The sequence below is a fragment of the Methylobacterium sp. TK26 genome (genome assembly GCF_055361565.1).
The window spans coordinates 2,270,348-2,283,350 of sequence record NZ_CM143965.1; the positions used below are offsets into that span (position 1 = coordinate 2,270,348).

The window sequence follows — 13,003 nt, forward strand, 5'->3', positions numbered from 1 at the left end:
CCAGCCCTCAGGCCGAGAGCTGCTCGTCGTCGATATCGCTGGCGAAGGCCACCGGGCCGAAGGCGCGCAACAGGTCGGTATCGAGCTTGCCGGTCATGTCGAGCATGATCCCGTAGGCGGTGCGTGCGCCCATCGGCGCCTTGTAGGTCCGCCGTTCGATCAGCGCCGCGAAGATATCGCAGATCGTCACCAGCCGTACGACGTCGGGAATCTCCTGGCCGCGCAGGCCGTCGGGATAGCCCTCACCGTCCAGGGTCTCGTGGTGCGAGCGCACCACCCGCATGACGGTGTCGCTGAAGCCCTTCCCCTCCAGCATCTCGAAGCCGATCTGCGCGTGCCGCGCCATGATCTTGCGCTCGGGCACGGTGAGCGGGCCCGGTTTGTTCAGAATCTCCAGGGGAATCCGCGCCTTGCCGATGTCGTGCAGCAGCGCCCCCTTGGTGAGGAGATGCGCGTCGGCGGGGTTGAAATGCAGCGAGGTGGCGAAGGCCGCCGCCAGCCCCGCGACGGTGAGGCAATGCCGGTGGGTCACGTCATCGAAGGCGGCGACGAGGCTCAGCCAGTCACCCACCTTCATGTCGAGGATGGCGCGGTTGACGATCTCCGTGCCGTGATCGACCAGATCGTGCGCCGGACCTTCCGCCGTGAAGATCGAGGCGAACACCTCTTGCGCCGCCTCGACATGCTGCACGGGCGTCAACGACACCGCCGGAGCGGGCGCCAGCGCATCGACGGTCTTCGCCAGCAGGGCGGCGGCGGACATGGCGGGGAGGGATTTCGAGGCGCCGAGCATCGTGGCCTGGATCTCGCCGCGCTCCGCGTTGCCGTGGAACAGGTAGAGCAGCGGCGTCGCCGGCCCGCGTGCGCTGGCGAGGGCGCGCTTCAGCCGGTTGATCGAATCCGAGTGCGGCAGGTGGATGTCGGCGATGATGAGCCGCGATTCGGCGGTCGTGGGGCCATCCTCGTACAGGTCACGGACGAGCGCCGCCCCGCCGACCGCACGGGCGAGGCGGTTTCCGCTCTCGGGGTCGTCGGTGAGGATGAGGATCGGATTCGCCACGCAAATTCTCACTTTGTGCGTTGTGAAACGTTAAAAAGCTCAATTCGCAAGATCAATGTGTCTGAATGTAGCATCGCTAGACTGTTGCGCGTCTAAGATGCCAAATCGTTAAGGCGGCGGTGAAACTCGGGCCTTGCCTCGCGGGCTTCGCCCGGCCAGAACGCCGCGATGCTGCGCGTCAACGACCTGACCTACCGCATCGGCGAGCGCCTGATCCTCGACGCTGCGAGCTTCACCATCCCGGAGGGAGCCCATGTCGGGCTCGTCGGCCGCAACGGCGCCGGGAAGACGACCCTGTTCCGGGCGATCCTCGGCGACCTGCCCGTGGATTCGAAGGCGGTGTCCATGCCCAAGGGCATGCGCATCGGCGCCGTGGCGCAGGAGGCGCCGGCCGGGCCGGAGAGCCTGCATGCGGTGGTGCTCGCCGCCGACACCGAGCGCGCCACGCTGATGGCCGAGGCCGAGCACGCGGACGGCCTCCGGCGGGCCGAGATCGAGACGCGGCTCGTGGATATCGGCGCCCATTCGGCCCCCGCCCGGGCGGCGGCGATCCTGCATGGCCTCGGCTTCGACGCGGCGGCGCAGGCCCGGCCCTGCGCGGACTTCTCCGGCGGCTGGCGGATGCGCGTGGCCCTGGCGGCGGTTCTGTTCTCCGAGCCCGACTTGCTGCTGCTGGACGAGCCGACCAACTACCTCGACATCGAGGGCACGCTCTGGCTCTACGATTACCTCGAGCGCTACCCGCGCACGGCCATCGTCATCAGCCACGACCGCGACCTGCTCGACACATCCGTCGATCACATCCTGCACCTCGACCGGGGCAAGCTCTCGATCTACCGGGGCGGCTACACGAGCTTCGCGCGGCAACTCTCCGAGAAGCGGACGCTTCAGGCGAAGGCCAAGGCGAAGCAGGATGTGGAGCGCGCGCATCTCCAGAGCTTCATCGACCGTTTCAAGGCCAAGGCGACCAAGGCGCGGCAGGCGCAATCGCGCATGAAGCGCCTCGCCAAGATGGAGCCCATCGCCGCCCTCCTCGAAGACGACGTGCCGGTGATCCACCTGCCGAGCCCGGAGAAGCCGCTCTCGCCGCCCATCGTGGCGATGGACCGGGTGAAGGCGGGCTATGGAGAGCGCGTGGTGCTCACGGGCCTCAACCTCAGCCTCGCGCCGGACGACCGGGTGGCGCTGCTCGGCGCCAACGGCAACGGCAAATCCACCTTCTGCAAGCTGATCGGCGGGCGCCTGCCGCCCCTGGCGGGGGAGATGAAGCGCTCGTCCAAGATGGACGTGGCCTACTTCGCCCAGCACCAGCTCGACGAGTTGCGCCCGGCCGAGAGCGCCTACGCCCATGTGCGCACCATGATGCCGGACGTGCCGGAGGCGAAGGTGCGCTCCGCGACCGCCCGCCTGGGCTTCGGGGCGTCCAAGGCGGACACGCCGGTCGAGAAGCTGTCCGGTGGCGAGAAGGCCCGCCTGCTCATGGGGCTCGCGGCCTTCCACGGGCCGCACCTGCTGATCCTCGACGAGCCGACCAACCACCTCGACATCGAGAGCCGGCAGGCCCTCGTGGAGGCGATCAACGATTACGAGGGCGCCGTGATCCTCGTGAGTCACGACCGCTTCCTCATCGAGGCCTGCGCCGACTGGTTGTGGCTCGTCTCGGACGGCACGGTGAAAACCTTCGACGGCGACATGGACGATTACCGCCGCCTCGTGCTGGCGGGGCCGGAGCGCGAGGGCGAGCGCGCGGCCGACGCCGCCGGGGGGCAAAAGGCCGAGGCCCGGCGGGCGGGCGTGGAGAAGCGGGCGGCCCTGGCGCCCCTGCGCAAGCGCCTCGAAGGGGTGGAGGCGCGGATGGCGAAGCTCACCGCCGCCATCCAGAAGATCGATACCGCCCTGGAGGATGGCTCGGCGTTCCGTGAGAACGCGGCCAAGGCCGGGGAGATCGCCAAGATGCGTGCCGACGCCGCGAGTGCCCTCGCGACGGCGGAAGAGGAATGGCTCGCACTGTCCGGGGAGATCGAGGCGGCCCTGGCCTGATCGGCCGCCTCCCCCCGCTCACGCGGCGCGCACGGTCTTGAGGAACCGGGAGACCTCCTCCGTCAGGTGCTCGGACTGGCGGGACAACTCGCCCGAGGCCGCCAGCACATGCGTCGCGGCGTTGCCCGTGTCCTCGGAGGCGCGGGCGACGCCCACGATGTTGCTCGTCACCTGGCTCGTGCCCGACGAAGCCTGCGAGACGTTGCGGACGATCTCCTGCGTCGCCGCGCCCTGCTCCTCCACGGCCGCCGCGATGGTGGTCGCCATGGTGCTGATCTCGCGGATCCGGCCGGTGATCGCGCCGATGGCGGTGATGGCCCGGTCGGTGACGCCCTGCACCTCGCCGATTTGCCCGGCGATCTCCTCGGTCGCCCGGCCGGTCTGGTTGGCGAGTTCCTTCACTTCGGCCGCGACCACCGCGAAGCCGCGCCCCGCATCGCCCGCGCGGGCGGCTTCGATGGTGGCGTTCAGGGCGAGGAGGTTGGTCTGCGACGCGATGTTCGAGATCATCCCCACCATGTCGCCGATCCGCGTCGAGGTCTCGCGCAGGGCCTGCACGAGGGCGGCGGTCTGGTCGGCCTCGGTCATCGCCAGTTCGGCGAGACCGGCCGAGCCCTGCACCTGCCGGCCGATCTCCTGCACCGAGGTGCCCAATTCCTCCGCCGCGGCCGCGACCGTGCTGACATTCGTGGCGGCCTCCTCGGCGGCGGCGGCGACGGTGGTCGATTGCGCCGCCGTCTCGGCGGCGGCCGAACTCATCTGCTGGGCGGTCGCCTGAAGCTCCGTCGCGGAGGAGGACACCATCCCGACGATGCCCCCCACGGCGGTTTCGAACCCATCCGCCAGTTCCACCATCGTGCGCCTGCGCTCGTTGGCGGCCGCCTCGTCGGCCTGATGCTGCATCTCGGCCTGTTCCTGGGCCTTGCGGGCGACCATGTCCTTGATGGCCTCCACCGCCTTGCCCACGGCGCCGATCTCGTCGCCGCGCTGCGCCTCGGCGATCTGCGCGTCGATGTCACCCTTCGCCATGCGCTGGAGCACCGACACGAGGCTGCTCAGCGGCCGGTTGATGCCGAAGATCACGATGGTGAAGGACAGCACGATCGCGAGGGTGAACCCCACCAGGGCGGTGCCGATCAGGATGAGCCCCGCGCGGCTCTCGGATTGCGAGGTCGCCTCGCGAAGCGCCTCGAACTCCTTCTTGAGGGCGGCGGTGCGCGCCTGGATCCTGTCCCGGAGCTTCGCCCGGATCGCCGAGGCATCGGAGACGGTGATCTTGGTTGCGGCCTCGATGTCGCCTTTCATCCGAAGCTCGACGGCGCGGTTCAGCAGCGTCGTCAGCTCGTCGAGGTTCTGGCCCATGCCTTCGTTGGCCGTACGGCGCTCGGCCGTGTCGGCGAGCCTGTTCAGGTGGTCGAGGGCGGCCTGCGATGCCGCTAACGCGTTCTCGTAGCGCACCCGATAGCTTGCCACTTTGTCGTCGCGCTTCTCGATGAGCATGTTGCGGACGACGACCGACGCCTCGTTCGTCTCGACATTGAGCTTCAGAATGTATTCGAGACGGACAGCCTGAAATTCCGTGATGACCCGGATGTCCTCGGACAGATTGATGAGCGTGGTGCGCGCATAGAACACCAATCCGCCCGCAAGAAGGGCGAGGACGATCTGTGGAATTGCCACCTTGACCATCAGGCGGCTGTCACGGAAGAAATTCATCGAGGCCATCCCAAGCCGAGAACCGGCCGCTCCGTACGGTGGAGCGACAGGCCTTAGGCTCGCGCAAATCCCTCCAGAAAACCTGATCGACGCGATCCCGGAGCAGCTTATAATAAGGCTGAAAATCAATCTTTTTGCCTATATTCAGCAAATATTCTTCGGATAACCAGTCATCCTAGCAGGCATAAACAGCATAAATCCGATGTATCTACTTGCGGTTGTATGAGGCCTCGCGGAGTTTGCCGCCGGTACGGGGACATGCGATGGACGGCGCCATGTCCACCCTCGATGCAGTCCGGCGTGCCCAATACTGGCTGTCGCAAGTCGGCAAGTCTCGGGCGCGGAACCCGCGCCTGCTCGTTCTCGGAGTCTGCCAAGCCGGCACGGTGGCGCGGGCCATGCGCTACCTCCTGCCCGACGCACAGGTGGATTTCCTCTCCGTCTTCACCCTCGGCCGCCGATATCGCCGCCTCGCGGACGTGATCGCGCGGGCCGACCGCTACGACGCCGTCTTCACCAACATCTACCTGCCGCCCTTCCGCGACGGCGGGACGATCCTCGATCTGCGGGCCCGGCCGAACGTCCACGTCATCCCGACCGTGGCCTTCGCGGCGTATCACCCGGACGTGGTGTCCGTCGGCGTGCAGGACCACGCGACCCTGCGCGGCCTGATCTCCGGCCCGATGGGGCATTCGCACTCGGCGGTGACGCTCTTCGCCTACCTCGCCGGCTTCTCGCAGGCCCAGGCGCTGCGGCTGTATGACGAAGCGGTCTTCGAGCGCCTCGGCTATTACGAGTTCTGGGACGAGTCGGTGGCGAGCCTGCGCCGGCTCGGCACGGAGGCGGGCTACGACCTCGACGGGCATCTCACCCGCTGGGCCCGGCGCGGCTGCTTCATGCACTCGACCAACCACCCCAAGCTCTACGTGATGAGCGATATCGCGCGGGGGCTGCTCGGAAAGGCCGGCATCGCCTTCGAGGAATGCGACCTCGATGCGTTCCTGCCCGACGACCTCGGCGGCATGGGAAGCTGGCCGGTCTATCCCGAGATCGCCCAGCATTACGGGGTGCCGGGCAGCGCCCTGTTCTTCAAGGCCGAGACGCCCCGCTCCGGCCCCGCCCGCACGATGACCCGCGCCGCCTATGTCGCCGCCGCCTATTTCTATTACGACAACCGGCCGAAGGACGTTCTGGTGAGCCAGCGGGTCCAGGCGTGGCGGGGGGATGCCGCCACGGTCGACTTCCTGCGCCATGCGGCCGGGCACCGGGAGGAGGCGCCCCTCGCAGCACGGCGCGGGGCGCGCGCCCTGGCGGGGTCCATCGTCGCAGGGTAGCGGCGACGCCTTGGTCGCCCCCGCGCGGGATTGTAAGTTGCGACCTCTTGGCACCTTCGGCCCGAACCCGCGTTGACGGGCTGGCCCACACCCGACCCCTTCCCCCTGCGATGTGCTCCCTCGCTCGCCCGTCCGGGCGCACACTCCTCACCCTCGCGGCCTCGGCGGGCACGTTCGCCCTCGCGCGCCATTTCCGCAGTGAGACGGCCGATCCCCTCCCCGCCGCCCTGCCGGGGATGCGCGAGAGCGTGGCGGACGAGCAGGCCGGCACGATCTCCTACTATGCCTCGCCGGAGGGAACGGGACGCCCGCTGCTGCTGATCCACTCGATCAACGCTGCCGGCAGCGCCTACGAGACCCGCCCGCTCTACCTGCATTACCGCGAGAGCCGGCCTGTCTACGCCCTCGATCTGCCGGGCTTCGGCTTCTCCGAGCGCAGCCGGCGGCGCTACACGCCGCGCCTGATGGCCGAGGCGATCCACGCCGTCACGGCGCAGATCCGCGCCCGGCACGGTGGCGACACCGTCGATGCCATGGCGATCTCGCTCTCCTGCGCGTATCTCGCCAAGGCCTGCCTCGCCCGGCCGGGGGATTACGCCACGCTCGGCCTCATCAGTCCCACGGGCTTCGACGGGCGTCTCTCCGGTGAGGGGCCGCCGGACGGGCATCGCGGGCGGGACGTCGTGCGCGGTCTGCTCGACAGGCCCCTGCTCGGCCCCGCCCTGTTCGGGGCGCTGGCGAGCCGGGTGAGCATTCGCTTCTTCCTGGAGAAGACGTTCGGCGCAACGAAGATCGACGAGGGGCTGCTCGACTACGCTTACGCCACGGCCCACCAGCCGGGGGCGGAGCACGCGCCGTATTGCTTCATCGCCGGGCACCTGTTCCCGACCGATTCGACGCTGCTCTACGACCGCCTGCGCCTGCCGGTGTGGATGATCCACGGCCAGCGCGGCGACTTCGTGGATTACCGCCTCGCCCCGCGCTTCGCCGACCGGCGCAACTGGCGGATCGATACGGTGCCGACCGGCGCGCTACCGCAATTCGAGCGGCTGCGCGCCGTGACGGCCTGTTACGACAGCTTCCTCGGGGCGATCAGGCTTCCGCCGCGACAGGGGTGATGCGGTAGCGCAGCCAGACGGTGCCGTCGTCCAGTGGCTCGCAGGATTGCAGGTCGAGCTTGCGCCGCTTGCCCATGGAATCGGATTCCTCGCCACGGAAGTCGAACACGGCCGGCGTGCCGGAGACGCCATCGACGGCCGGCGCCAGGAGCAGGCTGAGTTCGTCGATCACCCCGGCTTGCAGCATCGACCCGTTGATGTGCCCACCGCCCTCCACCAGCAGGCGCTCGATGCCGAACAGCGCCTTCAGCTTGCGCACCGCCAGCGCAAAATCGACTTCGTGCTCCCCGGCGAACAGGTAGGATTGGCCGCCGGCCTTGAGCGCGCGCAAATGATCGTCGGGCACCGATTCCGTCAGCACCACGACCACATGGTCCCCGGTGATGTCGTTGCGGGCGCCCCAATCGAGCCGGCCGCGCGCGTCGAGGGCGATGGCGTAGCCCTTCACCTCGCGCGTCGCGACATGGTCCTCGCGCGGCACCGGCACGCCGTCGTCGGCCGGGGCCTGCGGCAGCGGGTCGGCGCTGTCCGCATAGCCCTGCATGGTGATGCGCCCGCACATCCAGGCATCGCCGCCGAGTTCGGCATGGATGCGCTCGTAATGCCGGTCGGCATCGGCCAGCCAGCGGCGAACCTTGATCCGCCCATCGACGGAACTCGTCATGTGGCAGAGGACGTAGGGGCGGTCGGGGTGGGGATTGTCCATGATCGGCTCGGGTGGCGTCGCGAGAGCCGGTATCGCTCCGGCGGCGCGATTGGTTCCGGCGTGGGTCAGGAGAGCATCCGCGTGTCGCCATCGATGGCGATGGCCTGCCCCGAGATCGTGCGCCCCCGGTGCGAGGCGAGCAGCAGGATCTGGTCGGCGAGCTGCCGCGCGGTGACGTATTCCTTCATCGAGACGAAGGAGAAGGCCCGCGCCTCCATCTCCGCGAAGCTCGTGCCCTGCTGCTGCGCCTTGGCTTCGAGCACGCGCCGCTGGCGATCCCCCGCCACGAGGCCTGGCAGGATCGCGTTCACGCGGATACCCGCCTCGCCGAGTTCGATGGCGAGCGACTTCGTGAAGCCGATCACCCCCCATTTCGCCGCCGCGTAGGGGCTGCGCAGGGCGAAGCCGAACCGGCCGGCCGCCGAGGACAGGTTGACGATGGAGGCGTTGTCGCTCGCCCGCAGGTAGGGCACCGCGAGCCGGGCGCAGTTGAACTGGCTTGTGAGGCACACCGTCAGGCAGCGGTCCCATTCCTCGGGTGCGATGTCCTCGACCCGGCCGGTCGGCCCGGCGATGCCGGCATTGTTCACGAGCACGTCGAGACCGCCGAGATCGGCGACCGCCGCTTCCATCATCGCGGCGACCTGATCGCGCTCGCCGACATCGGTGCGGCAGCGACCCACGCCCGCAGGCAGGCCGGCGAGGGCGGCTTCATCGACATCGCAGGTGAAGACCCGCGCGCCCTCTTCGAGGAAGGCCTCGACGATGGCCCGCCCGATGCCGTTGGCGCCCGCCGTGACCAGCACGCGCAAGCCGTTGATGCCGAGATCCATGGCCCGTCCTTTCTTCTCAGAGGGTGTCGGTGGCCGGCAGGGCGCCGCGCGAGAGGATGAAATCCGCCGCATCGCCGATATCGGCCGCGATGGCGGCGGCCGCCGCCGGGCCGTCCCGCGCCTCGATGGCGGCGAGCACTTCGGCGTGGCGGCGGACGGCGAAGCCCTGCCGCAGCCGTTCGGGATGGGCCCGCAGGTCGAGGTTCAGCACCGGCCCGGCCTTCAACCACAGGCGGGCGATGATCTCCCGGAGCGGTTGCAGGCCGCAGGCGGCATAGATCGCGACATGCAGATCGCGGTTCAGCGCCACCGCCCGGGCGCCATCGGGATGGGCCGTTTCCGCCAGCGAGCGGAACGACGCTTCTGCCCGGCGGATCGCCGTCAGTTCCTCGCCGCTGCGGCGGATCGCGGCCCGCGAGGCCGCCATGCCCTCCACGGCCATGCGCGTCTCGGCCAATTCGCGGAACGCCTCCGCGCCGAGGATCGGAACCCGCAGAGCGCGGTTCGGCGTGACCTCCAGGGCGCCGTCCGATGCCAGCCGGCTCACGGCCTCGCGCACCGGCATCACCGAGACCCCGAGCGCCGCCGCCATCTGGCGCAGCGAGAGCTTGTCGCCGGGCGCGAGGCGCCCGGAGGCCAGGAGATCGCACAGGGCGTCGTAGGCGGTGTCCGCGAGGGTGCGCCGCTCGATCTGCGGCAGCTCCGCGAGGGCTCGGGGCGAACTCATGTGCCGAGCCTAGACGAAAGTTGCACTATCGCGCTAGTGATGTGTGATCACAGTTCGGCCCGCCGCCGGAGGCGTCGCGACGCGCGCTTGGCCGCCCTTCGCGCCCACAAGAGCCAACAGAAGGATTGAGCATGGCCACCCAGCGGAAGGTTATCATCACCTGCGCGGTGACGGGGGCGATCCATACGCCGAGCATGTCCCCCCACCTGCCGGTCTCGCCCGAGGAGATCGCCGACGCCGCCATCGGCGCGGCGGAAGCGGGCGCGGCCATCGTTCACCTGCACGCCCGCGACCCGCAGGACGGGCGCCCCGACCAGAGCCCCGAGGCGTTCGCGAAGTTCCTGCCGGTCATCAAGCAGCGCTCGAACTGCGTCGTGAACCTCACGACCGGCGGCGCGCCCACCATGTCCATCGAGGAGCGCGTCCGCCCCGCCGCCACGTTCAAGCCGGAGGTCGCCTCGCTCAATCTCGGCTCGATGAATTTCGGCCTGTTCGGGATGCTCGACCGTTTCAAGGATCTGAAGCACCAGTGGGAGCGGGACTACCTCGGCAACAAGGACATCATCTTCCGCAACACCTTCGGACAGATCGAGCACATCCTCACCACCTGCGGCCCGAACGGCACGCGGTTCGAGTTCGAATGCTACGACACCGCGCATCTCTATAATCTCAAATACTTCTTCGACCGCGGCTTTGTGCAGGCGCCGCTGTTCATCCAGACGGTCTTTGGCCTTCAAGGCGGCATCGGCGCCCACCCGGACGACGTGATGCACATGAAGCGCACCGCCGACCGGCTGTTCGGAGATCAGTACCGCTGGTCGGTCCTCGGCGCCGGCCGCAATCAGATGAGCATCGCCGCCATGGCCGCCGCGATGGGCGGCAACGTCCGCGTCGGCCTGGAGGACAGCCTCTGGGACGGCCCCGGCAAGCTCGCCGAGACCAACGCCGCCCAGGTCCGCCGGGTGCGGAGCATCATCGAAGGGCTCGGCCTCTCGGTCGCCACGCCCGACGAGGCGCGGGAGATGCTGTCGCTGAAGGGCGGGGACAAGGTGGGTTTCTGAAGGTCTTGCACCGGTAAACGCCCCGGCATATGTCGATGCATATGCGGGGGTGGCTCATGGAACGCGTCGCAAGCCTGTTCATGAACAACCGAAGCCAAGCCGTTCGCATTCCGAAGGAATTCGAACTACCGGGCAACGAAGTCACGATCGAGCGCCAGACGGACGGCAGCCTCGTGATCCGCCCCAGGCTTCACCTGGCCACCCTCATCGCATCTCTCGATCCGTTGCCGCCCGGTGATATCCTTGATGACATCCCGGAACTCGATATCGAGGACGTGATGCTGTGAGCGTCGCGACGCATTACCTGCTCGATACGAACATCGTCTCAGATCTGATCAATCGCGGCAGGACTAGTGTGGTCTCCGCGATGCTCGACAAGTTCGGCGGCGTCGTGTGCACGAGCGTCGTTGTGGCGGCCGAAATCCGCTACGGCGTCGCGAAGAAGGGATCCGCGCTTCTGGCGGAACGCGCCGACGCGGTGCTGAAGACCATCCCCATCCGCGCCCTCGGCGATCCTGTCGATCGCCACTACGCCGAGATCCGTGTCCACCTGGAGCGCCAGGGGACGCCAATGAGCCCGAACGACCTTCTGATCGCAGCCCAGAGCCGCGCCCTGGACCTCTGTCTGGTGACGGCGAATGTCGGCGAGTTCGGGCGTGTGCCGGGCCTCGCGGTCGAGAATTCGCTCGATCCGCGCGACAGTTAAGACGCCACGCCGAACACCCGCGTCAGGTCCGCTTCCTCCACTCCCGCGATCTCCAACCGCTTCACCCGCGCCTGATGGCCGGCGACGACCTTCACCGCGCGGCCGGGCACGTTCAGTGTGCTCGCGATGAGCTTTTCCAGCGCCTCGTTCGCCGCGCCCTCGACGGGCGGTGCGGAGACGCGAACCTTGAGGCAGGGCGCGCCGTCGGCATCGCGGGTCCAGCCGTCGATGGCGTCGCGACCGCCGCGCGGGGTCAGGCGGACCACGAGGCGCGCGGGCTTGACCGCCTCGGCGGGAGCGCGGGCCATGGCCTCAGAAAACCTTGCCGGGGTTCAGCCGGTTGTCGGGGTCCAGCGCCCGCTTGACGAGCCGCATCGTGGCGATCTCCTCCGGCGAGCGCGACAGCTTGAGCTTGCCCCGCTTCATCAGGCCGATCCCGTGCTCGGCCGAGACAGAGCCGTTCAGGTGGGCCAGCGGCTCATAGATCGCCGCGTCGATGGCCGCATTGCCGGCGGCGTCGAGGTCGCTTGTGTTCCAGTGCAGGTTGTTGTCGCCGATATGGCCATAAACCACTGCGCGACAGCCGGGGATCGCGCCCATCCGCGCCAGGGCGCCCTCGACGTAGCCGTTCATCGTGTCGAGGGGTACGCTCACGTCGAAGGCGCGGACGATCCCGTCGGCATTCATGTTCTCGACGCGGTCGCGGATGCGCCACATCGCCTGCCGCTGCTCCTCGGACGAGGCGAGCGCCGCGTCGAGCACCGTGCCCTCGCCCATCAGGCGGTCGAGGAGATCCACGAAGCGGTCCGTTTCCTCCGGAACGCACTCGACCTCGATGATGGCGTAGAACGGGTAATCCGGCCCGAGCGGCGGGGTGGCGCGGCCTGGCTTGGTCATCAGCCGATAGAAGTCGGGCCACAGGCCCTCGAAGGAGGACACCCGGCCCTGGAAGGCCGATTGCGCGGCCCGCAGCAGCCGGGCGCCGTCGTCGACGCCGGGGCAGGCGACGAGGGCGGTGACGTAGCCCGCCGGCTCCGGCCGCAGCCGCAGCACCGCGCGGGTGACGATGCCGAGCGTGCCCTCCGTGCCGAGGAACAATTGCTTCAGGTCGAGCCCGGTGTTGTTCTTGATGAGCGGACGCATGGACGAGACGATGGTACCGTCCGCCAGCACGGCTTCGAGCCCGAGCACCATCTCGCGCATCATGCCGTAGCGCAGCACCCGCAGGCCGCCGGCATTGGTGGAGATCGTCCCGCCCACGGTGGCCGAGCCGCGCGCGCCGAGATCCAGCGGGAAGAACAGGCCGGCGTCGCGTGCGGCGTTCTGCACCGATTCCACCGTCGCGCCGCTGCCCGCCACCACGGTCATCGACAGGGGATCGACGGGGGCGATGCCGGTCATGCGCTCCGTGGAGAGGGTGATCTGGTCGGCCTCGCACAGGATGCCGTCCACGAGGCCGGTGGCCCCGCCGCGCGGCACGATGCTCACCCCCATTTCCGCGCAGGCCTTCACCACGCGGGCGGTCTCCTCCGTGTCGCGGGGGCGCACCAGCGCCAGCGCGGCGCAGGGCTCGGCGGGGCGGGTCCATGTGGCGGGGCGGCTGCGCAGTTCCTCACCCGTCACGAGGCCGTTCGGGCCGACGATGGCGGCGAGGTTGTCGAGGATCGCGGACGCTTGGGTCATGGCGCGTGAGCTATCATTC

General features: G+C 68.9%; 13 protein-coding genes. 6 read left to right on the plus strand and 7 right to left on the minus strand.

Going from position 1 to position 13,003, the window contains the following annotated elements; genetic code table 11:
• Positions 1–7: 7 nt before the first annotated feature.
• The gene (locus ACXJ1Y_RS10890; protein WP_463846304.1) at positions 8–1,060 is read right to left on the minus strand and encodes an HD-GYP domain-containing protein; all 1,053 of its coding nucleotides are present in this window, start codon (positions 1,058–1,060) and stop codon (positions 8–10) included.
• 168 nt (positions 1,061–1,228) lie between these two features.
• Here ACXJ1Y_RS10890 and ACXJ1Y_RS10895 point away from each other — a divergent pair, with 168 nt between their 5' ends.
• Positions 1,229–3,100, plus strand: a complete 1,872-nt coding sequence (locus ACXJ1Y_RS10895) for an ABC-F family ATP-binding cassette domain-containing protein (protein ID WP_463846305.1) — start codon at positions 1,229–1,231, stop codon at positions 3,098–3,100.
• An 18-nt stretch (positions 3,101–3,118) separates the two neighbouring features.
• Here ACXJ1Y_RS10895 and ACXJ1Y_RS10900 read toward each other — a convergent pair whose 3' ends face one another.
• The gene (locus ACXJ1Y_RS10900; RefSeq protein WP_463846306.1) at positions 3,119–4,816 is read right to left on the minus strand and encodes a methyl-accepting chemotaxis protein; all 1,698 of its coding nucleotides are present in this window, start codon (positions 4,814–4,816) and stop codon (positions 3,119–3,121) included.
• Between the two features lie 263 nt (positions 4,817–5,079).
• On the opposite strand from ACXJ1Y_RS10900, the gene ACXJ1Y_RS10905 reads away from it, so the two are divergent.
• Together ACXJ1Y_RS10905 and ACXJ1Y_RS10910 are read left to right on the plus strand one after the other, a co-directional pair.
• The gene (locus ACXJ1Y_RS10905) at positions 5,080–6,150 is read left to right on the plus strand and encodes a WcbI family polysaccharide biosynthesis putative acetyltransferase (protein ID WP_463846307.1); all 1,071 of its coding nucleotides are present in this window, start codon (positions 5,080–5,082) and stop codon (positions 6,148–6,150) included.
• 110 nt (positions 6,151–6,260) lie between these two features.
• Positions 6,261–7,268, plus strand: coding sequence for an alpha/beta fold hydrolase (locus ACXJ1Y_RS10910; protein ID WP_463846308.1), 1,008 nt, complete (start codon positions 6,261–6,263; stop codon positions 7,266–7,268).
• On the opposite strand, the gene ACXJ1Y_RS10915 is transcribed toward ACXJ1Y_RS10910, so the two are convergent.
• The 3 genes from ACXJ1Y_RS10915 to ACXJ1Y_RS10925 form a co-directional block, all read right to left on the minus strand.
• Positions 7,243–7,974 carry a RibD family protein gene (locus ACXJ1Y_RS10915; RefSeq protein ID WP_463846309.1) on the minus strand — a complete coding sequence of 244 codons (732 nt, stop codon included), beginning with the start codon at positions 7,972–7,974 and terminating at the stop codon, positions 7,243–7,245. The genes ACXJ1Y_RS10910 and ACXJ1Y_RS10915 overlap by 26 nt on opposite strands.
• A gap of 65 nt (positions 7,975–8,039) precedes the next feature.
• Positions 8,040–8,807: an SDR family oxidoreductase gene (locus ACXJ1Y_RS10920; protein WP_463846310.1), complete on the minus strand. Its 768-nt coding sequence runs from the start codon at positions 8,805–8,807 to the stop codon at positions 8,040–8,042.
• 16 nt (positions 8,808–8,823) lie between these two features.
• Positions 8,824–9,534, minus strand: coding sequence for a GntR family transcriptional regulator (locus ACXJ1Y_RS10925; protein ID WP_463846311.1), 711 nt, complete (start codon positions 9,532–9,534; stop codon positions 8,824–8,826).
• Positions 9,535–9,665: 131 nt separating this feature from the next.
• Here ACXJ1Y_RS10925 and kce point away from each other — a divergent pair, with 131 nt between their 5' ends.
• From kce to ACXJ1Y_RS10940, 3 genes are read left to right on the plus strand one after another with little or no spacing between them, the layout of a single operon-like run.
• Positions 9,666–10,595: a 3,5-dioxohexanoate:acetyl-CoA acetone transferase gene (gene kce, locus ACXJ1Y_RS10930; protein WP_463846312.1), complete on the plus strand. Its 930-nt coding sequence runs from the start codon at positions 9,666–9,668 to the stop codon at positions 10,593–10,595.
• 56 nt (positions 10,596–10,651) lie between these two features.
• Positions 10,652–10,882 carry an antitoxin gene (locus ACXJ1Y_RS10935; RefSeq protein ID WP_463846313.1) on the plus strand — a complete coding sequence of 77 codons (231 nt, stop codon included), beginning with the start codon at positions 10,652–10,654 and terminating at the stop codon, positions 10,880–10,882.
• Positions 10,879–11,301: a type II toxin-antitoxin system VapC family toxin gene (locus ACXJ1Y_RS10940; protein WP_463846314.1), complete on the plus strand. Its 423-nt coding sequence runs from the start codon at positions 10,879–10,881 to the stop codon at positions 11,299–11,301. The genes ACXJ1Y_RS10935 and ACXJ1Y_RS10940 overlap by 4 nt, the downstream gene beginning before the upstream one ends.
• Here ACXJ1Y_RS10940 and ACXJ1Y_RS10945 read toward each other — a convergent pair.
• Complete coding sequence (locus ACXJ1Y_RS10945) at positions 11,298–11,609, minus strand: DUF167 domain-containing protein (RefSeq protein ID WP_463846315.1); 312 nt, start codon at positions 11,607–11,609, stop codon at positions 11,298–11,300. The genes ACXJ1Y_RS10940 and ACXJ1Y_RS10945 overlap by 4 nt on opposite strands.
• A 4-nt stretch (positions 11,610–11,613) precedes the next feature.
• Entirely contained in the window at positions 11,614–12,984 is a 1,371-nt protein-coding gene (locus tag ACXJ1Y_RS10950) for an FAD-binding oxidoreductase (protein ID WP_463846316.1), read from the minus strand.
• Between the last annotated feature and the right edge of the window lie 19 nt (positions 12,985–13,003).